General features: G+C 64.8%; 18 protein-coding genes. 13 read left to right on the top strand and 5 right to left on the bottom strand.

Annotation, left to right across the window (positions count from 1 at the left end; genetic code table 11):
• Positions 1-64: 64 nt before the first annotated feature.
• Complete coding sequence (locus B1400_RS01395; RefSeq protein WP_162288153.1) at positions 65-1,645, bottom strand: PucR family transcriptional regulator; 1,581 nt, start codon at positions 1,643-1,645, stop codon at positions 65-67.
• A 153-nt stretch (positions 1,646-1,798) separates the two neighbouring features.
• Between B1400_RS01395 and B1400_RS01390 the strand changes: the two genes are divergently transcribed.
• The 11 genes from B1400_RS01390 to B1400_RS01335 all read left to right on the top strand — a co-directional run bounded on the left by B1400_RS01390 (position 1,799) and on the right by B1400_RS01335 (position 13,370).
• Entirely contained in the window at positions 1,799-3,136 is a 1,338-nt protein-coding gene (locus B1400_RS01390; RefSeq protein WP_095612689.1) for an amidohydrolase family protein, read from the top strand.
• A gap of 176 nt (positions 3,137-3,312) precedes the next feature.
• Complete coding sequence (gene purF / locus B1400_RS01385) at positions 3,313-4,869, top strand: amidophosphoribosyltransferase (RefSeq protein WP_095612688.1); 1,557 nt, start codon at positions 3,313-3,315, stop codon at positions 4,867-4,869.
• A 90-nt stretch (positions 4,870-4,959) separates the two neighbouring features.
• Positions 4,960-5,994: a phosphoribosylformylglycinamidine cyclo-ligase gene (gene purM / locus B1400_RS01380; RefSeq protein WP_095612687.1), complete on the top strand. Its 1,035-nt coding sequence runs from the start codon at positions 4,960-4,962 to the stop codon at positions 5,992-5,994.
• Between the two features lie 115 nt (positions 5,995-6,109).
• Entirely contained in the window at positions 6,110-7,375 is a 1,266-nt protein-coding gene (purD, locus tag B1400_RS01375; RefSeq protein WP_095612686.1) for a phosphoribosylamine--glycine ligase, read from the top strand.
• Between the two features lie 253 nt (positions 7,376-7,628).
• Complete coding sequence (locus B1400_RS09420; RefSeq protein WP_133064577.1) at positions 7,629-8,255, top strand: LptM family lipoprotein; 627 nt, start codon at positions 7,629-7,631, stop codon at positions 8,253-8,255.
• A gap of 291 nt (positions 8,256-8,546) precedes the next feature.
• Positions 8,547-9,209: a response regulator transcription factor gene (locus B1400_RS01360; protein ID WP_157909606.1), complete on the top strand. Its 663-nt coding sequence runs from the start codon at positions 8,547-8,549 to the stop codon at positions 9,207-9,209.
• Between the two features lie 174 nt (positions 9,210-9,383).
• Positions 9,384-9,671 (top strand): hypothetical protein, encoded by a 288-nt coding sequence (locus tag B1400_RS01355; RefSeq protein ID WP_133064576.1) that lies wholly within the window; start codon positions 9,384-9,386, stop codon positions 9,669-9,671.
• 89 nt (positions 9,672-9,760) lie between these two features.
• Positions 9,761-10,387 carry a hypothetical protein gene (locus B1400_RS09415; RefSeq protein ID WP_133064575.1) on the top strand — a complete coding sequence of 209 codons (627 nt, stop codon included), beginning with the start codon at positions 9,761-9,763 and terminating at the stop codon, positions 10,385-10,387.
• 36 nt (positions 10,388-10,423) lie between these two features.
• Positions 10,424-11,578 carry a hypothetical protein gene (locus tag B1400_RS01345; protein WP_133064574.1) on the top strand — a complete coding sequence of 385 codons (1,155 nt, stop codon included), beginning with the start codon at positions 10,424-10,426 and terminating at the stop codon, positions 11,576-11,578.
• Positions 11,575-12,222 (top strand): ATP-binding cassette domain-containing protein, encoded by a 648-nt coding sequence (locus B1400_RS01340; RefSeq protein ID WP_095612679.1) that lies wholly within the window; start codon positions 11,575-11,577, stop codon positions 12,220-12,222. The genes B1400_RS01345 and B1400_RS01340 overlap by 4 nt, the downstream gene beginning before the upstream one ends.
• Before the next feature lie 41 nt (positions 12,223-12,263).
• On the top strand, positions 12,264-13,370 hold the full coding sequence (locus tag B1400_RS01335) for a hypothetical protein (protein ID WP_095612678.1): 1,107 nt from the start codon (positions 12,264-12,266) through the stop codon (positions 13,368-13,370).
• Positions 13,371-13,442: 72 nt separating this feature from the next.
• Here B1400_RS01335 and uriT read toward each other — a convergent pair whose 3' ends face one another.
• The 3 genes from uriT to B1400_RS01320 form a co-directional block, all read right to left on the bottom strand.
• Positions 13,443-14,870, bottom strand: a complete 1,428-nt coding sequence (gene uriT, locus B1400_RS01330) for a uridine transporter UriT (protein ID WP_095612677.1) — start codon at positions 14,868-14,870, stop codon at positions 13,443-13,445.
• 76 nt (positions 14,871-14,946) lie between these two features.
• Positions 14,947-15,888: a uridine-preferring nucleoside hydrolase UriH gene (gene uriH, locus B1400_RS01325; protein WP_095612676.1), complete on the bottom strand. Its 942-nt coding sequence runs from the start codon at positions 15,886-15,888 to the stop codon at positions 14,947-14,949.
• A 225-nt stretch (positions 15,889-16,113) separates the two neighbouring features.
• Positions 16,114-18,228 carry an LTA synthase family protein gene (locus tag B1400_RS01320; protein ID WP_407641055.1) on the bottom strand — a complete coding sequence of 705 codons (2,115 nt, stop codon included), beginning with the start codon at positions 18,226-18,228 and terminating at the stop codon, positions 16,114-16,116.
• Between the two features lie 252 nt (positions 18,229-18,480).
• Here B1400_RS01320 and B1400_RS01315 point away from each other — a divergent pair, with 252 nt between their 5' ends.
• Both B1400_RS01315 and B1400_RS01310 read left to right on the top strand, forming a co-directional pair.
• Positions 18,481-19,896, top strand: a complete 1,416-nt coding sequence (locus B1400_RS01315; RefSeq protein WP_095612675.1) for an alpha/beta hydrolase — start codon at positions 18,481-18,483, stop codon at positions 19,894-19,896.
• The gene (locus B1400_RS01310; protein WP_095612674.1) at positions 19,893-22,574 is read left to right on the top strand and encodes a bifunctional lysylphosphatidylglycerol flippase/synthetase MprF; all 2,682 of its coding nucleotides are present in this window, start codon (positions 19,893-19,895) and stop codon (positions 22,572-22,574) included. Before B1400_RS01315 ends, B1400_RS01310 begins: the two co-directional genes overlap by 4 nt.
• Positions 22,575-22,677: 103 nt before the next feature.
• Here B1400_RS01310 and B1400_RS01305 read toward each other — a convergent pair whose 3' ends face one another.
• On the bottom strand, positions 22,678-23,079 hold the full coding sequence (locus B1400_RS01305; protein WP_095612673.1) for a Fur family transcriptional regulator: 402 nt from the start codon (positions 23,077-23,079) through the stop codon (positions 22,678-22,680).
• Positions 23,080-23,222: the final 143 nt, after the last annotated feature.

Here is a 23,222-nt window from a genome sequence, read left to right as displayed (position 1 = left end):
CGCGCCGCGTTTGCCGCGTCATGAACATGCCGTTAATGCGCGCATGCATACGGATGACGTTTCGTCAAGACGTTCCTCCTGCTCGCCAACGCGCCTGCGGCCCGTCGTCGCACACGTCGAGCGCGAGCCTCGCCGCGAACAGCAGCAGCGACCAGGCCGCCCCGTCGTCCGACGCGATGCCGGACATCCTGTGCACTTTGTCCAACCTGTTGTACAGCGTCTGGCGTCGGATCCCCAGCCGCCCGCACGCCCGGGTCTTGTTGTCGCCGGAATCGAAGCAGGCGGCGAGCGTCCCGACGAGCGTGACGTCCGACGCCAGCGCCTCCCCCAGCATCACGCCGAGCAGCATCGCGACCGCCCGTTCCGTGCGCCCCACCTGCGCGAAGCGCACGAGCAGCTCGTCGTATACGGTGCGCACCGACCCCCACCGCGGCGCGGACACGCGGATGCATGCGCGCATGACGCCGATCACGTCGACGAGCATCCCCGCCTCGGCGACCGCGCGGCCGCCGAACGCCCAGACGCCGCCATCCTCCCGCGCGACGCCGCGCAACACATCGGCGCATGCCGAGGCGAACGCGCCGGCGCCGGCCATGCCGGCCGCCTCCCCATCCATTCGCGGCGCGCCGTCCGCCGCATCCGAGACTTCCTTGCCGACCAGTCCGAACAATACGCCGCCGTCCAGCAGGCACAGCGTCTGCGCCCCGTCGATCGCGGCGAATCCGGACAGCAGGCGTTCCATGCCTTCCGCGGACGACACGAGCGAACGCATGCCCAGCGCGAAGGGATAATACAGTGTGCGTTCCGGGAACCCGAGCGCCCCGAGCATCTGCCCGACGTCATGCGCCTCCTCGCGTCCGACGTGCACGCCGTCGACGGGACCCGCCAGGACGCGCGCGATCATCGAGGCGGAGACGTCCGACGGCGTCAGCGCCGCCATGACCTGGCCGACGACCTGCGCGATCTGCGTCCGCGTGCGCTCGTCGAACAGGCGCACCCGCTGCGAAAGCTCCAATGTGGCGACCGGCACGTCCTGCCGCCCGATCGCGATGAGCACCGTCGTCTCCCCGCGGGCCATCGCCGGACCGGCGAACGCGACCGGCAGCCCGTCGGCGTCGAAGATCGCGACCGACTCACCGCAGATGCGCGACAGGCATGCGCCCACCTGCTGCGCGTCGTCCGCCTGCGCAAGCTCACGCCGCAGCACGGTGGACAATGCGTCCACCTCCATCTGCATGAGGAACTGGTCCTTGACGATGAGCGTGTTCACGCTCTGGCAGGCGTCCACGAACGGCACCCGCGAGCGCAGCCCGATGACCGGCACGCCGCGTTCCCCTGCGCGCGAGCGCAGCGCCGCCGGCACGTCGCGCAGCCCTTCGACGAGTTCGACGACGAGCCCGGCCGCGCCGATCCGGGCGAGCGAATCCACGTATCCCGCGAGTTCCACATCATCGAGACGCGCGAACAACGCGCTGCCCTCGACGATGACGAGCTCGCCGCCGGACAGGAAGCGCGCCACATCGTACCGTTCGTTCGTATACGCCCACCGGACCGCGTTGCCAAGCGCCTCGGGCGCGGCCTCCACCGTCGGGTCCGCCTGCGCGAGCACGGATCGTTCGAGCGCATCCTTCACCGTCACCGTCATACAAACCGTCCATTCCTCATCGCCATGCATTCACATGGCCGCCATACGCACGCAAATGATGCCGGCGAGAATAACGGGCACAGATTACGCACAGGCCCGGTTCGCGTTACCTGCACGTCACGGGCGACGCACCGATACGAGAAAGGACCCATGATGACCGTCACGCTTTTCACCAACGCCATATTGCGCGGACGCCCCCAGCCGCAGGACATGCTCGTCGAGGACGGCAGGTTCCGCATGATCGGCCCCGATCTGCCCGCGACGCTCGCCGCGCAAGGGTACGACCTGACGCGCGCGGCCGTCGTCGACCTCGGGGGCCGTCTCGTCAGCGCCCCGTTCTGCGACACGCATCTGCACCTCGACTACGTGTTCACGTCCCGCAAGCCCGGCGCCGCGAACACCTCGGGCACATTGTTCGAGGGCATCCAACGCTGGGGCGAGACGAAGGCGGATCTGACGGTCGACGAGGTGAAGGCGCGCGCACGCCGTGCGGTGGCGATGGAGATGCGCCACGGCGTGCAGTACATCCGCACACACGCCGACGTCACCGATCCGCAGCTCACGTCGCTGCGCGCGCTGCTCGAACTGCGCGAGGAGCTCGCCGACCTCGTGACGATCCAGATCGTCGCGTTCCCGCAGGAGGGCATGTATTCGTATCCCGGCGGCGCCGGCCTCGTCGAGGAGGGGCTGCGGATGGGCGCCGACTGCGTGGGCGCGATCCCCCATTACGAGGCCTGCCGCGAGTTCGGCGAACGCTCGATGCATACGACCGTCGAGCTCGCGTCCCGCTACGGACGCCTCATCGACGTGCATTGCGACGAAACCGACGACCCGAACTCGCGCTTCGTCGAGCTGCTCGCCGCGCTCGCCCATGCCGAGGGCATCGGCGCGATGACGACGGCGAGCCACACCTGCTCGCTCGGATCGGCGGACGACAGCTATTTCTTCCATCTGACCAAGCTGCTGAGGAACTCGCGGATGAACTTCGCGTGCGCCCCCACCGAGAACCTGTATCTGCAGGGCCGCCAGGACACGTTCCCCAAGCGCCGCGGCATCACGCGCGTCAAGGAGCTCACCGACGCCGGCGTCAACGTCTCGCTCGGGCAGGATTCGATGCAGGACCCGTGGTATCCGCTCGGCAACGGCAACATGATGATCATCCTCGACTACGTGCTGCATCTGGCGCAGATGATGACGCCGCCCGAGATCGACCGCGCGCTCGACCTGCTCACCGTCAACGGCGCCACGACGATGCACCTGCGCGACGTCTACGGCATCGAGGAGGGCAGGCCGGCGAACTTCGTCGTGCTCGACGCCCACGACGCGTTCGGCGCCGTCTACGCGCGCGCCGACGTCGTGATGTCGGTGCGCGCGGGCCGCACGCTGTTCCGGGCCGTCACAGACGTCGCCACGTCGGTGCCGCTGCTCGCCGACCATCTGACGGGCGGACTGCCGATCGCCGACGGGACGGAGCTGCTGGCACGCGCCTGAGACCCCGTCCCGCCGGCCTCCGGACCGCCCGTGTCCGGCATGTGAATGGGCGGACGGTCCGGATTCGTTGCAACGGCGCCGTTTTCGCAAAATCCACGTTTCCCGATGTAGCCGACACTTGCTAGGGTTTATCCCGTAGCGAATCCCTTGTCTCCAGTTGTGGAAGGAGTTTTGGCTTGTCGGCTGAGCTCGAAGAGATCCATGAGGAATGTGGCATTTTCGGCGTATGGGGACACCCTGATGCCGCGCGCCTCACCTACTTCGGATTACACGCATTGCAACACCGCGGCCAGGAGGGGGCGGGCATCGTCTCCAACGACCACGGCCATCTCATCGGACACCGCGGCCTCGGCCTGCTCACCCAGGTGTTCCAGGACGAGAAGGACATCCAGCGGCTGCAGGGGGACGCCGCGATCGGCCATGTCCGGTACGCGACCGCCGGCTCCGGCGGCATCGACAACATCCAGCCCTTCGTCTTCCGCTTCCATGACGGGGACATGGCGCTGTGCCACAACGGCAACCTGACGAACTGCTTCTCGCTGCGCCGTGCGCTCGAGAACGAGGGCGCGATCTTCCACTCCAACTCGGACACCGAGGTGCTCATGCATCTGGTGCGCCGCTCGGTGCGCAGCACCGTCGTCGACAAGCTGCAGGAGGCGCTCAACACCGTGCACGGCGGCTTCGCCTACCTGATCATGACCGAGCACGAGATGATCGGCGCGCTCGACCCCAACGGCTTCCGCCCGCTTTCGCTCGGCCGCATGACGAACGGCGCCTACGTGCTCGCCTCCGAGACCTGCGCGCTCGACGTCGTCGGCGCCGAGCGCATCCGCGACATCCAGCCCGGCGAGATGATCATCATCAACGATTCCGGCTACCGCACCGTCAAGTACACGAGCCGCACGCAGCTGTCGATCTGCTCGATGGAGTACATCTACTTCGCGCGCCCCGACTCCGACATCTACGGCGTCAACGTGCATTCGGCGCGCAAGCGCATGGGCGCGCGCCTCGCGCAGGAGTCGCCGGTCGAGGCGGACATGGTCATCGGCGTGCCGAACTCGTCGCTGTCGGCGGCCTCCGGCTATTCGGAGGAGGCCGGACTGCCCAACGAGATGGGCCTGATCAAGAACCAGTACGTCGCGCGCACCTTCATCCAGCCGACGCAGGCGCTGCGCGAGCAGGGCGTGCGCATGAAGCTCTCCGCCGTCAAATCGGTCGTCAACGGCAAGCGCATCGTCGTCATCGACGATTCGATCGTGCGCGGCACGACGTCGAAGCGCATCGTGCAGCTGCTCAAGGAGGCCGGCGCCGCCGAGGTGCACATGCGCATCAGCTCGCCGCCGCTCAAGTACCCGTGCTTCTACGGCATCGACATCTCGACGACGCAGGAGCTCATCGCCGCGAAGAAATCGGTCGACGAGATCCGCGAGTTCATCGGCGCGGACTCCCTCGCCTTCCTCTCACTCGACGGCCTGATCGAATCGATCGGCCTGAACGCGGACGCCCCGTACGGCGGCCTGTGCGTCGCCTACTTCAACGGCGACTACCCGACCGCGCTCGACGACTACGAGGCCGACTTCCTCGCCTCGCTCACGCCGGAGGACCGCGTCACGCTGCCCGGATACAACGGCAAGAAGACGATGTACGAGGGCACCGAGTACACGATGCACCAGAAGCCCTTCGGCGAGCACGCCTCCGACGCGCCCACCGAATACATGGTCCCGAACATCTAAGGCGCCCCTTGCGTCCGCGGACCGCCCCACCAACCATCCGAACACCAATGAAACGACCCGCCGATCTACGCGGCGGACAGGAAGGTCACCATGCCACAAGCATATGAAGACGCGGGTGTGAGCGTCGAAGCCGGCTACGAAGTGGTCAAGCGCATCAAATCGCACGTCGCACGCACGGACCGCCCGGGCGTCGTCAGCGGCATCGGCGGCTTCGGAGGCCTCTTCGACCTCGCCTCGCTCGACTACAAGGAGCCGGTGCTCATCTCCGGCACCGACGGCGTCGGCACGAAGCTCGTCATCGCCAAGCTCATGGACAAGCACGACACGATCGGCGTCGACTGCGTCGCGATGTGCGTCAACGACGTCGTCGCCCAGGGCGCGCAGCCGCTGTTCTTCCTCGACTACATCGCCTGCGGCAAGAACGATCCGGCCGTGCTCGAACAGGTCGTCTCCGGCGTCGCCGACGGCTGCGTGCAGGCCGGCGCCGCGCTCATCGGCGGCGAGACCGCCGAGATGCCGGGCATGTACGACGCCGACGAGTACGATCTGGCCGGCTTCACGGTCGGTTGCGTCGAACGCTCGAAGATCGTCGACGGCTCCGCGATCCGCTCCGGCGACGTCCTCATCGGGCTGCCGTCCACCGGCGTGCATTCGAACGGCTTCTCGCTCGTGCGCAAGGCGCTCTTCGAGCAGGCCGGCTACACGGTGCACACATGTCTGCCCGAACTGGGCGACCGCGAGCTCGGCGACGTGCTGCTCACGCCGACGAAGATCTACGTGAACGCGCTGATGCCGCTGTTCGAGGCCGGCCTCGTGCACGGCGTCGCCCACATCACCGGCGGCGGCTTCATCGAGAACGTGCCGCGTATGCTGCCCGACGGCCTCGCCGCGCGCATCGACCTGGACGCGTGGCCGGTGCCGCCGATCTTCGACGTCATCGAGAAGGCCGGCGACGTCGACCATATGGAGATGTACAACATCTTCAACATGGGCATCGGCATGGTCGTCGCCGTGCCCGCCGACCGCGTCGACGAGGTCATGAACCTGCTCGACCACGCCAACGAGGCGGCGTACCGCATCGGCTCCGTCGTCGAGAGGTCCGACCGGGACGTGGAGCTCGTCTGAGCCCTCCGAAGGCCGCGCGCGTCACGCGTGCGGCCTTCCACGTTGTCTCCCGACGTTTTTCCTCACGTCGTTTCCAACGATTTTTCCCAACCACTCCCCCGAAGAAAGAAGAGACATGAAGGTTTTGGTCATCGGTTCCGGCGCGCGCGAGCACGCGATCGCCGACGCGCTGCTGCGTGGCGGCAGCGTCGAAGAGGTCACCGTCGCCCCCGGCAACCCGGGCATGGAGCTCGAGGACGGCATCCGCACGTTGCAGCTCGCGCCTTCGAATCAGGCCGCGCTCATCGACTTCGTGCGCAACAACGGCTACGACTGGGTCTTCGTCGGCCCCGAGGTCCCGCTCATCGACGGCATCGTCGACGCTTTCGCCGAGGCCGGCATCAAGGCCTTCGGCCCGCGCAAGGCCGCCGCGCAGATCGAGGGCTCGAAGGACTTCGCCAAGCAGCTCATGGAACGCTACGGCATTCCGACGGCCGCCTACAGGACCTTCGACGAGCTCGCCCCGGCCGTCGAGTACGTGCACGGGCACGGCGCGCCGATCGTCATCAAGGCGGACGGCCTGGCCGCCGGCAAGGGCGTGACCGTCGCGATGGACGAGGAGACGGCCGTCGCCGCGCTCAACGACATCTTCGTCGACCATCGTTTCGGCTCCGCCGGCGCGAAGGTCGTCATCGAGGACTTCCTCGAGGGTCAGGAGTTCTCGCTGATGAGCTTCGTCAACGGCACCGACTTCTGGCCGATGCCGATCAGCCAGGACCACAAGCGCGCCTACGACGACGATCAGGGTCCGAACACCGGCGGCATGGGCGCCTACAGCCCGGTCCCGCAGATCGGCCAGGACGTCGTCGACGAGGCGATCTCGACGATCGTCAAGCCGACCGTCGAGGCGATGGCGCAGGACGGCACGCCGTTCACCGGCATCCTCTACGCCGGCCTCATCGCGACCGCCGACGGCCCGAAGGTCATCGAGTTCAACGCGCGCTTCGGCGACCCGGAGACCGAGGTCGTGCTGCCGAAGCTCACGAGCGACCTCGGCGCCGCGATCGACGCGATCCTCAACGGCGAGACGCCCGAGTTCACATGGGACGAGGACAACGCGACGCTCGGCGTCGTGCTCGCCTCCGACGGCTATCCGAACGACGTCGTCAAGGGCGCGCGCATCCCCGAGCTGCACGTCGACGACGACTCGCACGTCTACTACGCGGGCGTCGCGCGCGACGGCGACGGCCTCGTCGCGAACTCCGGCCGCGTGCTGCTCGTCGAGTCCTCGGCGCCGACGCTCGCCGAGGCGCAGCGCAAGGTCTACGCGATCCTCGACGCCGCCGACACGACCGGCATGTTCTACCGTCACGACATCGGCGCGAAGGCGCTCAAGGGCTGACGGCACCTGACCTCATCCCCATAGCGCGGGGCGGCATCGATGATGCCGCCCCGCTATCCGTTCGGGCCGGATGCGCATGTCATGCTCAGTCCCGTCATCCGACATGATCTCGGCGTCCATGTCATTCAACCGCATATCTCAATGGCTTCACAATACAGGCCCATACCCGAAATGCGTAGAGTGATGGACAGAACATCAACGCTTCATTTATGATGACCCCAAAGCTTCAACGATGAAGAAACGGGGGACGGCGATGAGAAAGACATTCACCTCACTATCGGCATTGTGCATCGTGGCCATGCTGGCAGGGTGCGGGCAGTCACAATCCGCACAACCGGTCGATTTCGACAAGAACGATGTCACGTTCACAGGAGCTAACTCCATCACCTATGAAAAGGCATACAATTCCACGAAGTCAGATGTTGTCCGGAAGATATTGATTGACGAGCATATCACTGATGCCGAATTCGACCAGATAAGACAACTGTATGCCGACTGCCTCGGGGAAAAGGGCGCCACCGTGGAATACGAGGGAACGGACGGCAGAAGAAGCGAACGTTTTCCTCCCGGAGTCAGCGTCGATCAAATAGATGAATACATACAAGAGTGTGTCGCAGACACTGCGTTGCCTTATGTGGAGCAGCTGCATCAGCTCGATGGGCAAGATCCCGACTCCGATTCCGTGGATGCGCTTGTCGCCTGCCTCAAGCGTCATGATATCGCCGATCAGGCAATGACCGCCGACGACTACAAGCGCATCGTCACCGACCCCGACCTCGACGACGAGTACTTCGGCAAGTACTTCAATGAACAACGCTCCGACTACGACGCCGAGAAATCACCAGCCTACTGGGCCTGCAACGCCAACCCCAACTCCTGATTGCCATACTCCTCAACGGCTGCGGCCACCGGCTGGCGCTCATGGCGCTGCGCCACGAGTTCGGCGCGCAATCTAGAGGGTAGTAGTAATCGTTGCAACGCTTCATTGTGGTTGTGTTCTTCATTAAACGTATTGCACGGTGTTGAGCAGTTCGATGAAGGGGCAGAGAGCGCAGAATGGCAACATATCTAATCACCTACCCGAAATGGGTAGACCAATGGACAGAACATTTGGCGTTCTCCTACAATGACTTCAGGTTTCAAAGACGAAAACAACATGGGGAGGGACAGCATGAGGAAGACAACCATCGCCATTATGGATGATGATATCTGGTGTCTTAAGTCGCTCGGATCATGGCTAGGCGGCCGACCTCATCTGTGTACGCTTCTCTGGCAAACATCGTCGTCCGATGAAGCATTGCAGCGTTGCCTCAATGGGCGAAATGCACAACAACCTCAAGCGCTTCTTCTCGATATGTCATTCGACATCGCGAGCGCTCCGGAGATCTGCCGTCAGATACGGTCCGAAACAGACTCTATAAGCATTCTCGGCATGTCATCTGGGATGTGTGAGTCATATATCGAAGTGTTGGCGCAGGCCGGCGCACAAGGCATCATAGCGAAGAGGCATCTCGCTAAACGGCTCCCATCCGCCCTATCCCTCCTAGCCGTCGGGAAAAGCATCGACCCCGCGCGTTTCAAGAATACAACGGAGGCACATGCGGACCTTGCAGGCACCACAACCATACAGCAGAAACCGCTCAGCGTACGGGAAGCACAGGTTCTGCACCTCTATTCCCGACACAACACGACCCAACAAATCGCGAATCAGCTTGGTGTTTCACTAAGCACCGTCTATACCTTTGCACATCGAGCGATGGAAAAACTGCAAGTAGATACAATTACAGCAGCTATATATAGATTTCAAGAAGATAATAAACATAAATACATATGATGACAGCATGCATTTCAATTCGCATTTTCGCGGGTATAGCATATCAGTCTTCACCGCACGCGATGTCATAGAACTGCTACAAACACCAACAAACAAATCATAGACATGCAATACTAGAAGATAAGGAACATAACGATGTGTTCCTCGATTATCAAAGAAAGGAGAGGATTGACGATGAAGTCAAAGACACGCAAGCTGCTGGCTGCCACTGCGGTACTGGGATCGTTATTCGGATTCACCGGCATCGCGCAAGCGTATGAAGTGTACGGAAAAGGCGTGGTCTATCTGGATTATTCCATGGCCACCTTCGTCCCTTATTATTCTCGTCATTACCACCAAGCCCAGTATCCGGACGGCTCTGTCCAGACCTTCAGGGGAGAGACTGCGGCCACCTATCATAAGTCCTCTGCGTATTCTAGAGGATTGCCCGTGCTGGATTTTGGAGCTGATTTCTTCAAGTAAGAAGCTTTCCCCATCAGCATGAATCAGAGGGCGAGATACTTATCTCGCCCTCATTATCCTCACTTAGCCATACCACAGGGATACCCATCATGAAAAAAACAATTTATATATTTACTTCCTTTATCATAGTTCTTGCTTTTGGAGGTTGTGGACAAAACTCCAAGTCCACAGATGTAGATTTCAACAAGGATAGTGTTACATTCTCAGGGGCAAACTCCGTCACTTTTCAAAAAGCATACGATATGACACAATCCGATGTCGTACGAAAGATACTCATCGATGAACATATTACCGATGCCGAATTCGATCAAGTCAGAGAAATGTATTCAAACTGTCTTGAAGAAAAAGGATACGAAGTCGAATTTGAGGGGAATGCCGGTGCTCGCAGCGAACATGCCCCCGTAGGCGTAAGCGGCGAGCAGGCGCTCAAGGACGCCAAACAATGTGAAACACGAACCGCCTTGCCATACATCGAAATCCTTCATAGCGTCGAGGGCTATGCCTCTGGCGAAGACACTGTCACGCCGCTTGTCGACTGTCTCAAGCGCCACGGGATCGCCGACGAAACGATGACGGCGGAAGACTACAAGCGCATCGTCACCGACCCCGACCTCGACGACGAGTATTTCGGCAAGTACTTCAACGAGCAACGTTCCGACTACGACGCCGAGAAATCACCAGCCTACTGGGCCTGCAACGCCAACCCCAACGCATAAGGCCGAATCCGCAACGTCACGAGAGAAGCCACCCCCATGAGCAATCACACGCGCCCAAGGATCATGCGCCACACACCGCGTATCAGCATGTCAGTCATCGTGTTGCTTTGCGCGGTCATGCTCGCCATCGGCATGGGGCTTGCATTGCTCCTGATACGGCCCGTCCCTCCCTCGGACCTTGATTCGAAGACGACAGCCGGCACGATGACCGTCGAGGACGGCGTCTTCGACGATCGGCGCGCCGTGACCTTCCGTCTCGCCCAAAGCGACGCCTCGACATTGCAGATGCCGCAGGACGGGACGCTCACATCCTCCACCTGCACCGCCGGCGCCGCATTGCAATCGGGAACGTCGATGTTCTCCATCAACGATCATGCCGTGCTGTCGCTGCATACCAGCATCCCGTTGTATCGGCCGCTCGCCATCGGCACACAGGGGAACGATGTGCGCTCGTTGCATGACGCGCTGCGTGACCTTGGATATGCGGCCCCCGATACGGATACGTTCTCCTCCGACTCCATCGCCGCGTTCAACGCGCTCGCCGAGAAGACCGGAGCTCCCCTCATCACGGCGGACAACGGATGGAACCTCGATCCGGCTCAGATTCTGTGGCAACCCGCCAAGGCGATGACGATCCGTCAATGCTCGGTGCGAGTCGGTACGCAGGTCCATGCAGGAGACGGCATCGCGCAGACTGCGCCGATCATCACCAACGCCATCATCATCCGCACTTCCGAAAATGCGGACGGGCAGCCGGCCGCGGGTAAACGCACGGTGACGGTAGCCGACAAAACCTTCGAAATAGACGACGATGTCACACAGATGAACGATCCGGCTTTCCTCAACGCAATCGCGGCCAGCCACGAATACCAGTCGATGCTCTCCGGCAGCGGATCGGGCGTTTCGGCATCGTCGTCCTCGGGCGCATCATCACAGCAATCCGCCGTCGCAGACGGCTCGCCCGTCGACGTCATCTATCAGTGGTCGCTGGCGGAACCGCGCGCAGTATCGATCATCCCTCCGTCGGCACTGACCGATGTAAGCAGCGGGAAAGGCTGCGTGACCGTCGACGGCGAGCCGCAGCAGGTGACGATCGTGGCCTCACAGTTGGGAAGATCGATGGTCTCCCCGCAATCGGGCACATTGGAGCATGTTGACGTACCCGCCGACAAGACGGTGAGTTGCCGATGAACGCGGCGGACAAGACGGATGCAATGGTCCTGCTGCATGATGTGGGTCACGCCTTCCATGCGAACCAGAGGGGCCATGACGGTGCGGACATGCTGTTCCACGGACTCACGCGGCGATTGGACGCAGGCCACGTCTATGCATTGATCGGACCGTCCGGCTCGGGCAAGTCCACGTTGCTCTCGATCATCGCCGGATGGATCGCGCCGTTGGAGGGAAGCGTCGAGCGCGTGCATTGCGAACAGCTGCATTGGGTGCAGCAGAACCCGCATGGCGTCGCCCACCGCAGCGCCCTTGACCATGTGGCGCTGCCGTTCATCGCACGAGGTGAGCGTCGCGAGGCGGCGAACCGCCACGCGCTTGGGCTGCTCGCCGCTTTTGGACTTGGATCCCTTGCCATGCGCAGGTTCTGCGACCTGTCCGGAGGCGAAGCGCAACGTCTGATGCTCGCCCGCGGCGTCGCCACCTCACCGCAGCTGCTGCTTGTGGATGAGCCGACAGCGCAGCTCGACCGGCACACCGCGAGGGAAGTGAACGACCATCTTCATGCGTTGAGTCGGTCCGGCGTCATCGTCGTCATCGCCACCCACGATCCGGATACCCGCGACGCATGCACCGACGTGATCGATCTGAGGGACTACCAATGAGCGCCGCACGAAACGGGCACGGTCGCGCACAACGAGCGCAGATGCGACTGCGCGGCGTGACCGGCGAAGCCATGCGCGACATCCTCTCCGGCACGACGCATGCGCTGCTGTACGCGGCGGCGCTTATGGCCATCATGTTCACCGCCGCGGGCGCCGAGCTGCTCCAGTTGCGCTCGATCGACGAACGCATCGACGACTACGTCTCCTCGGGGGCCTCGACCTACGTCGTGGAATATCCCGGCCGCATCGACGCGCGATCCTGCGAATCACTCGCCGACGCCCCGGGAGTGCATGCCGCCGGTGCGATCCGGACCGCCGATTCGCGCATATCGTTCGCCGTGCTTCCCTCCACGTCGCTGCCGCTGCTGGAGGCGACGCCGGGCGCGGTGCAGGCGCTGGCCTCGGCGAACAGCCGCGACACACGCGCGCTTACCGGCTCCGAATCGAGCGGTGTCTGGCTGTCCGGACAGGCCGCCGAGACGCTCGGCCTGACAAGCGGACAGACGGCGAGGCTCGCCGACGACACGCCGGCGACGATCGCCGGGGTCTACCCCTCCCCCGAGGACGGACGCAGCTCCAATGCGACCTATGCCGTCGTGCAGCCGGTGCCCCGGGACGGCGTATTCGACGAATGCCTGATCAAGACATGGCCCGTGCCCGATTCGATCGAATCGTTGGCGCTGCTCAGCGTCGGCACCGTGTCCGACGACGGGGACAACCGCCCCACCGTACGCCAGCTCAACACGAGGTTCGGAGCCGGGCTTGACTCCTCCGCGTTGTTCTCATCGCGCGCAACGGCATGGATGCCCGCGCTGGCCGGTGGCGTCGCATTGGCGCTGGGCTTCGTCGCCGTGTGGACGCGGCGTCTCGAATTGGCTTCCGCGTTGCATTGCGGTGTGCCGAAACCGGCTCTGGTGCTCCAGATGATGCTGGAGACGGCCAGCTGGACGTTCGCGGCCATCGTGCTGTGCCTGCCGTTGCCGCTGGCCGTCATGCATCTGTGGGCGGGTTCCGCGCCGCAGCAGATCGTCGTGCTGACGCTGCGCCCGATGCTCGCCGCCGCTTTGGGTGCGGTTGCCGGGGCCGTGGCCGCGTCGCTGTGCGTGCGCGAGCGCGATCTCTTCGCCTATTTCAAGCGCCGCATATGACATCGGCCCTACAGCACAGACGCGGTCGCCGGCGGGATGTCCGCCGGCGACCGCGTCATGGATGAAGCCGGGTCAGCGCTCCTGCTGCGGCTTGGGGATCAGGAACGAGCAGGCGAGGGCGAGAACGAGCAGGACGATGCCGCCGACCATCGACGCCATGTATCCGAAGGTGGCCCCGCCGGAGGCCGTGAACGCCTTCTGCAGCCCGTACAGGATCGCGTAGCTCAATCCGGATCCCAGATTGAACGCGCCGGCGTTCAGGCCGGGCAGGTAGCCCGGATTGTCCTCCGGGGACAGCACGATGCCCAATCCGTTGAGCATGATGTTCGCGGTGCCCGCATACGAGACGCCGAGCACGACCGACAGGACGATGAGGTTCCAGATCGCCGGGCCGTGGCAGACGAAGACGCCGAAGACCATCGCGATCGCGGAGACGACAAGGCCCGCACGCAGCACGAAGCGGTATCCGCGCTTGGACGCGAGCACGCCGGCGACGGGGCCGAAGGCCAGACCGACGAGCGCGTACGGGGTGAGCGTGAACAGCGAGACGGTGTCGGTGGAGATGCCCGCGCCGAAACGCGTGTCCTGCGCGAGCGCCGGGACGATGCCGTTCATGATCGCGAAGACGCCGGTCATCGTCAGCAGCGTGGTGAGCAGCAGGCCCCAGGTGCGGCGCTGTTTGAGGTACTTGGTGGCGACCATCGGATTCTTCTTATGGTTCTCGACATGCCAGAAGCCGATGAACAGCGCGGCGCCGACGATGAGCTCGACGGCCACGAGCCACCAATTGGCCCCGGCGAGCTTCTGGATCTGGTCGATGGCGAGGTAGATGGACAGGAAGGCCGCGGACAGCAGCACCACGCCGAGCCAATCCATCTTCTGGCTCTCCTCGGCATGGCTTTCGCCGGCGAAGAGCCACACGAGGATGATCGCGACGAGCGCGACGCCCGCCATCACCCAGAAGATCGAACGGAAGCCGAAGTGGCCGGCGAGCCAGCCGCCGAGCAGCGCGTCGACGCCGCCAATGCCGCCGTTGACGGCGGTCAGGATGGCCATGAGCCGTGCATAGCGCGCGTCGTCGGTGACGCGCGCATGCAGCATGAGCAGCGTCATCGGCACGACCGGTCCGGCGACGCCCTGGATGACGCGTCCCACCATCAGCATCGGCACGTTGACGGCGAGCGCCGAGATGCAGCAGCCGATGCCGGTGAGCGCGAGCATGCCGATGAGCACCTTCTTGCGCCCGGCCAGATCGCCCAATCGCGGCAGGAACAGCGAGAACACGGCGCATGCGGTGAAGAACACCGTCTGCGTCAGTCCTATCTGGGCGTCGTCGCTGCGCAGCTGGTTGGCCATCGTGGTGAGCGCCGGGGAGAGCATGGACGCGTTGAGCTGGAACGCGAAGATGGCCGCCATGAGCGCGACCATGAGCGCGATGATGGATTTGCCGTCGCCGTCGTTTTTCGCGGGTATGACGGGCTTCGTCGATGCGGTAGTCATGATGGATGCTTCCTTCGTTGAATCCTCGTTGATTCCTCTGGGTTGGTTCCTCTGGTCCTATGGTCCTATGCGGCCTTCAGCCGAGCGCCCTGATGGCGTCGATGACGAGATCCCAGAATCTCTCGACGTCCAGGTGGACGGCCACCTGCGTATGGCATTCCTCGGGGGTGGGTTCGGCGCCGCGGAAGTCGGCCACGGTCATTCCGAGGGTGAGATCGCCGTGGATCTCCACGTCCACCGGGCAGCGCCTCGTCGTGATGACGGTGGGGTCGATGAGGTACGCGACCGTGCACGGGTCGTGCACCGGCGGGTCGACGAAGTCCTGGTTCTCGCGGTAGGAGGCGCGGAAGAAGTCCATGAGCCCGCTGACGAAGGAGGCGAGGTCGGTGCCGAGCGCCTCCATGCGCCGCTGCACGGCGGGCGTGCACAGCGCCTGATGCGTCAGGTCGAGGCCCACCATCGTGAGGGGCCAGGATTCGTTGAACACGATGTGTGCGGCCTCGGGGTCCACCTTCACGTTGAATTCAGCGACGGCGCTCCAGTTGCCCACATGGTAGCCGCCTCCCATCAGGACGACCTCCTTGACGCGTTCGACGATGCGCGGCTCGAGGCGCGCCGCCAGCGCGATGTTCGTCAACGGCCCGGTCGGCACGAGCGTGATCGTCTGCGGCGGATTGGCCATGATCGTGTCGATGATCCAATTGACGGCGTGGCCTTCGTCGAGGGGGCGGCTCGGCACCGGCAGTTCGACGCCGTCGAGCCCGCTCTGCCCGTGGATCGTCGCGGCGGCCTCGGGCTCGCGGATGAGCGGGCGGCCGCAGCCCATGTGCACCGGCACATCGACGGCGTGCGCCTTCTCGAGGACGGCGCGGGCGTTGTAGGTCACCTTGTCGAGGCTCTGGTTGCCGCCGACGGTGGTCACGCCCAGCAGGTCGATCGCGGGGTTGCCGAGGGCGAGCAGGATGGCCACGGCGTCGTCGTGCCCGGGGTCGCAGTCGAGGATGATCTTCTTTCCCATGGTATTCTCCTTTGAATCCAATCGCAGTGCCGTGGTGGCGGGTCGTCCGCATGTCCGTCCCGCATCGTCACCGCATCGTCACCACATCGGTAAAACGTTTTACCAGTTACAAGGATAAGCACGGACGACAAAAATCCCCTGACGTTTTACTCTGGGTAAAATGTCAGGGGATCATGGATGGGCATACGTCGGCGAGGCCTCGTCACATGGGGACGGGCGCGGGCGTCACTTCGGCAGCGTCATGAAATCGGTGTCCTTGAGGTAGTTCGCGCCGGCCGTGATGTCGTACTGGATGAGGCGGTAGTCGGCGAGCAGCCGCTTCGTGGCCTCGTCCATGTCCGCGACGCTCATCGGCTCGCCGTCCTCGTCGAGGTAGATCGCCTGGCCTTCGGGGATGCGGTCCCAGCCTTGGATCGTGTTGACGACCGGCGGCTCCATCGCGGCCACATGCTCGTGCATGCGTGTCAGGAAGCCGATGTACGGCGAGACCTTCGCGTTCATCTGTTCGGCGGCCTGCGCGATGAAGAAGTTCGGCGACGTGTACGCGCTGTCCTCAATCTTCGTGTCGTGGCTCCACGACGCCTCGTTCGACCAGATGAAGTAGTCGGTCAGATGCAGACCGATCGAGTTCCTCGTGTCGGCGCCGGCCGTCGAGTAGATGCCGGGCAGATGGTCGCCGTAGAAGACGACGGTGATCGGCTTGTCGATTTCGTCGAGCTCCTCGAGGAAGTCCTTCGTGGCCGCGTCGGTCAGCTCCATGCCTTTCGCGTAGGTGCGGATCGACTTCTTCTCCTTATCGGTGAGCGGCTTTTGGGAGCCGGCCGCGTCGGTGACCTCGAACTCGTTGTCCTTGTACCAGTCGTTGTACGGCATGTGGTTCTGCATCGTGATGACCTGCAGGAACTGGTTGCCGTCGGTCTTCTTGATCTCCTCGACGGTGCTCCTGTAGGTCGCATCGTCGGAGACGTACGGCGAATCGTCGATGCGGTCCTGATGCGCGATGATATCGTCGCCCTTGAGCGCGTAGAAGTGCGAGAACCCGAGCTTCTTGTAGTTCGTCTCGCGCGAGTACATGCTCGGCTCGTACGGATGCAGCCCGATCGAGTTCTTCGGCGGCCCCCACAGCTGGTTGACGCTCGGCGTCCAGCAGGCGCCGGGCACGAGCTGCTGGTACGGGCTCGTCAGCGACGCGTCGAAGTTGGTCATGCTCATGCCCGTCAGGCCCATGTACTCGAGGTTCGCGGTGCCGCCGCCGTAGCCCGACGAGAGCATCAGGCCGCTCGTCGTCTCCCCTTTGATTTTGCGGATGTCGGGCATCGGGTCCTTGTTGAGCTCGACGCCGGGCACACGCGTGGGATCGGAGAACGATTCGGACAGCACGTAGACGACGGTGCTGTCGTCGAGCGAATGCGTCCTCGTGCGGTTGATCGCGGCCGCCTCCTTCGCGTAGCGCGCGGCGACCTGCTCCATCGTCTCCTTGCTGTAGTCGGACGGCATGTCCATGACCTTCGGGTGGACCTGGCGCAGGAAGGAGACGACGACGCCGTTGCGCTGCGCGTCGTAGACGGAGTCCCACATCGACGGCTTGTCGCCCATGCCGCGCGAGACGTGGTACCCCCACGATCCGACGCTGCCGACGGACGTCGCGTAGCCGGCGAGACCGAGCGCGGGCAGCAGCACGAGCAGGATGCGCGTGCACGCGCCGACCGCCTTGTTGCCGCCGGCGACGAGCGCGCCGCGGCGCGGGTCGAGACGCCAGCAGACGACGGCGAGGACGACCGAGACGGCGATGACGGCGGCGGCGACGCCGATGATGCCCGGTGCCTCAGGCGGCAGGAACTTCATCAGGTCGCCGGTGTTGCCGCCCAGGAAGTTGAGGTCGGAGGGCAGGATCGCCTCGTAGCGCGTCGCGATCTTCATCTTCTCCGCGGCCGCGATGACGGCGGCGGCGGACAGCAGGATCGGCGTCGCCACCCAGAAGCGGTTCGTCGCCATGAGCAGTATCAGATAGACGAGCCCGATGAGCAGCAGGTTGAGCGGCAGCACGCAGTTGCCCTGCGTGAACATCTTGTGCCACATCGCCCCGATCCCCTCGTTCGCGCTCGACAGCTGCACGCGCGTCGACGTCAGCGCGACGCCCCACTGCATGATCGCGAACGCCGCGTAGTCGGCGAGCAGGAAGAGGACGGCGTAGACGACCGCCCAGACGGTGCGTGAGCCGTGCGCGCCGCGCGGACGCGCGTCACGGGCGTCTTCCGGATCGATCGTCCGGATCGTCAGTTCCTCGATGTCGGCGTCCGGCCGCCGTTGTTCGTTGTCCACTGTCGTGCCGCTCCAGATGTCTTGGGTTCTTGGATTCGTGGGTGCCGATCCGTCCGCGGTGCGTCGGCGGTACGGTCTCCCCGATGGGAAAGGGCGCGACCATTGTCCCCCGACAAGCTGACAATCCGCTGTGCGACGAGCCGGCGCCCCGGCCGCCCGGTTCAGCGATGCGGCGAATCGTCGTCGCACGCCCCGACGGCGCCGTTACAGTGTGTACCGCCCGCACGCGGGCATCGAAGGACGTTGCAGCCGCCACCGAGGAGGACGATCATGGCTTCCGCCGCCGTATGGAAGGGGTTCTACGCGATCCGCATCACGCACGGATGGTTCCCGGTCCTGTTCTGGGCGCTCGTCGCGCTCGGACTCGCCACGCTCGTCATCACGCAGTCGGACCGCGGGCGGCGGCGCGCGCTCGCGCGCCAATGCCTCGTCGCGCTCGGCTGCGGTCTCGTCGGGGGCGCCGCCGTCTGGTTCGTCTCGAACGGCATCGTGCTCTTCGGCGTCGAACTGGGATGGGACGTCATCATCGCCTGCGCCGTCGGCTTCCTGCTGCTCGGCTTCTTCGTCGCCGCCGCCGTCGGCACGCGCGGCTGGCGGCGCGCGCTCGCGATCGCCATGGTCCCGTTGACGCTCGTCGCCACCGGCGTGCGCGTCAACGCGATTTACGGCGAATACCAGACGATCGGCTCGCTTGTCGACTATTCGCCCTATCCGCACATCTCGACGCTGCACATCTCGCTCGACACGGTCAGCGTCGACGCATGGGTCAGGCAGGTCGACGAGGGACGGCAGACGCCCGCGAAGGAAGGCAGGCTGCTGTCGGTGGACATCCCGAACCCCGCCTCGAGGTTCCGCGCACGAAAGGGGCTCGTATGGCTGCCGCCGGCGGCGCTCGCGAAGCACCCTCCGAAGCTGCCCGTCATGGTCATGCTCGCCGGGCAGCCCGGCAGCCCGACGCGCTTCTTCACGGCGAGCGACACGATCGCCGACCTGACGCGGTACGCGAACGAGCATGACGGCCTGGCGCCGATCGTCGTCTCCCCCGACCAGAACACGGCGGCCTCGCGCAACTCGCTGTGCGCGGACACAACCCGATGGGGCAAGGCGGAGACCTATCTGACGCGTGACGTTCCCGACTGGATCCGCAGGAACCTGCCGGTGAGCACCGATCCGGCGGATTGGACGATCGGCGGGTACTCGCAGGGCGGCACCTGCTCGACGCAGCTCGGCCCGAACCATCCGGAGCTCTACGGCAACGTGCTCGCCGTGGACGGCGAGATCGCGCCGACCGACGGCAGCGTCGAGCAGATGGTCGAAGGCTACTTCGGCGGCGACCGCGCCGCCTATGAGCGTCAGGTGCCGGTCAACGCGCTGCGGGCCCACGCGCCGTCGAATCAGGTGATGATTCTGGCGGCCGGAGAAAAGGACACGGTCTCGACGGCCAACATCGCTACGATTGGTGAGGAGGCCAGGAAATCCGGGTGGACGGTCGTCCAGATCAAGGTCAAGGACGCGGGACACGACTGGCGCGCGGTCAACGAGACCCTCGCCGTCGCGCTGCCTTGGTTGTGCGACCGGATGGGATTGGACGCCGGCGCGGCGTCCCGGCATGAGTCGGGCGCCGACGAACGGCGACGTGAGGAGAGACGGATGGACGAGCATCCGGGAATCGAGGTGCAGCAATGAACGCAAGGACGGCGGCCGCACGGCCGCATAACGACGGCGGCGTGGGCGTCCAGCTCGGCCGCGACCTGCGCCGATGGGCGCACGAGCAGCGTTTCGCGCTGTGGACGACCTTCGGATTCATCGTCGTCAACCTGTGCTGGTGGCTGTGGTACGCGGTGCAGCACCGCACGCTGCCGTACGCGTCGATGCACACGACGCTCGGCGCCTTCGACCTCGGGCGGCTCATGCCGTCGCTCGTGCTCACGCGCAGCGTGTTCCAGCTCGTCGTCGAGGCGCTGCTGATCCTGTGCATGCTGTGCATCGCCGAGCCGATGATGGGCGTGTGGCGCACAATCGGCGCGAGCCTGGCGAGCGCCGCCATCGGCATCGCGTTCGGCCTGCTGCTGTGCGCCGGCTTCAACGCGCTGCTGCAGGACAACGCGATCATCTACCATGTGCGGTTCACGTTGTCGCCGCTCGTGCTCGTCATCGGCGCGCTGTTCGCGTCCACGGCCTTCGCCTACCAGCTGTGGCGCCGGCGCATCCGTCTGATCGGCTACACGGCGATCCTCGTCGTGCTGCTCTACGGCGGCAACCCCGGCGACTACTGCATGCTCGTCGCCGCGGTCGCCGGACAGCTCATCGGCCGCGCGATGGCGGGGCCTCCGATCGAGGACGGCGCTTGGCATTGGCAGTACAGCAGCTCGTCCGAGACGCGCCGCGTCCTTGGCGCGATCGGCGCCGTGCTCGCGCTCGGCCCGGTCGTCGCTGCCACGTCGCGCTCGCATGCAGGGCCGCTCACCGGACTCGCTTGGGTGCTCAGCCCCGGCTCGGTCAACACCGGCAAACTCGCGAGCTGCATGCACGGGCAGATCACAAGCGGCTGCTTCCAGCAGTACGAGCTGATGCGCGCGAGCATGACCGGCGACCTGATCCGCTCGGTGCTGCCGCTGCTCGTCATGCTCGCACTCGCCTGGGGCGTCTATCTGGGACGGCGCACGGCCGCGATCTGCAGCATCGTCTTCTACCTGGCCTCGAGCGTGATCACCGTGAGCTACTACCTCGTCATGCCCTTCGCGCTCGGCGGCGCGGCCACGGCGTTCTCCGGCCGCGCGATCGAGACGTGTCTCGTCAACGCGCTCGTGCCTCTGCTGTACGCCATAGCGCTCATCGCGAAGCTGCCGGACTTCTTGATCCGCACGAAGGCGCGACCGCTGCGCGTCAGCCTGATCGTGCTCGGCGCGACCTTCGTGGTGTGCGCGGCCGTCTATCTGATCTTCGGCCTGACGCGTCCCGGCGACTTCACGCCGCGTCCGGGCCTGCGCGTGCTGCTCGCCGAACTGCCCGGCCGGTTCCTGCCGATCGGCTTCCTGACGAACACGCGGCTGGCCTTCGTGCCGGACACGGCGCTCGCCTCGCTCGTCTACCAAGGCGTCGGCATCGTGTTCTGGATCGTCTTCGTCGCCGTCGCCTTCGCATGGCTCAACGCGACGATCGACTACGACAGGAAGGCGCGTGCGCGCGCCGAGGAGCTCGTCGAGCGCGGCGGCGAATCGATGAGCTTCATGACGACGTGGGAGGGCAACGAGTACTGGATCTCGCCGACCGGCCGTTCGGCCGTCGCCTATCGCGTGCTCAACCACATCGCGCTGACGACGACCGGCCCCTTCGGCGACGCCGAGGAATGGACGAGCGACCTCGACGAGTTCGCGCGCTTCTGCCGCGACCATTCGTGGTCGCCGGTGTTCTACGCCGTGCACCAGCCGGCGCGCGACCATCTGGCGAGCCTCGGATGGCATTCGATCATGGTCGGCGACGAGATGGTCATCGACCCGCAGAGCTGGAAGACGACCGGCAAGAAATGGCAGGACGTGCGCACCGCGATCAACAAGGCGAAGCGCGAGGGCATCACCGATGAGATGGGCGCCTACGAGGATGCGCCGGCCGACGTGCAGACGCAGATCCAGGAGATCTCCGAACAGTGGTCGCAGGGCAAGGCGCTGCCGGAGATGAAGTTCACGCTCGGCGGCGTCGAGGAGCTCAAGGACCCGCGCGTGCGCATCCTCTACGCGATCGACGCCGACGGCGTCGTGCAGGCGGTCACGAGCTGGCTGCCGACGTGGCGCGACGGGCACGTCTCCGGCTGGACGCTCGACTTCATGCGCTACCGACCCGGCAGCTACAACGGCATCATGGAGTTCCTCATCGCACGCATGGCGCAGCGCATGCACGACTGGGACGAGGAGCATCCGGACGAGAAGGTCGACTTCATCTCGCTGTCGGCGGCGCCGCTGACCGGACTGCACGACGCGTCCGAGGCGAAGCCGGACGACGAGACGAACATCGACGGCACCGTCATGCTGCAGCATTCGCTCGCGCTCGTCGCCGACCTGCTCGAACCCGCCTACGGCTTCAAGTCGCTGTACAACTTCAAGAAGAAGTTCCAGCCCTCCGAACATCCGGTCTACATCTGCTACCCGGATTCGGCGCTGCTCGCGAACCTCGGCATCGCGATCGTGCGCGCGTATCTGCCGACGCTTACGTTCCGCGGCGCCCTCGGCATGCTGTCGACCTTCAAACCGAAGAAGGAGACGCCCGCGAAGAAGGCGGCACCGGACGCGAGGACGGAGGCCGCGGACGTCAAGGGCGCACCCCAGGGAGCGCCGGACCCTGAGGGGACGGCGGCGGATCGGTCATAACGCATCGAATCGGCAAGAGGGGCGGAGCCGCGCACGAATGAACCATCGTGCGCGGCTCCGCCCCTCTTGCCGCTCCCCGCCTCTGCTCCTGCGCCGGCTCTCTCTAGTCGGCGTCCGCGGCGCGGGCCTCGCGCTCGCGGCATTCGGCGCACATGCCGAAGACCTCGAGCGTATGGGACTCGATCGTGAAATCGTAGGTGTCGGCGACCTTCCGCAGCCACTGTTCGCTCGGCGGATCGATCTGGACGGTTCTGCCGCACGACACGCACACGAGGTGGTGATGGTGGCGGTCGTCGCCGCACAGGCGGAACAGCTGCTGCCCGTTCATGCGCACAGTGTCCACGAGGCCCTGCTCCTCCATCGCGTTGAGCTGACGGTAGACGGTGGCCAGGGCGATGTGCTCGCCGGCCTCCTCGAGCCTGTCGTGCAGCTGACGGGCGGAGACGAAGCCGTCTCCCCCTTTGAGCGATTCGCGGATCACGTCCTTCTGCCGTGTATTGCGCATACGGTCGCTGTGCTCCTTCCCATGCGGCGCCCTGACGACGGTGCCGATGCCCGTCCGGTCCACGGACGCCTATGATTCTACCGACGGATCACGCCGCTGATTCCCGGGGACGCGCGATGCGCACGGAACGTGCACGTATGCGG

The organism is Bifidobacterium italicum, from assembly GCF_002286915.1.
Classification (GTDB): Bacteria; Actinomycetota; Actinomycetes; order Actinomycetales; family Bifidobacteriaceae; genus Bifidobacterium; species Bifidobacterium italicum.
The sequence above is the reverse complement of the archived record's forward strand: the minus strand, read 5'-3'. Positions and strand labels throughout refer to the sequence as shown.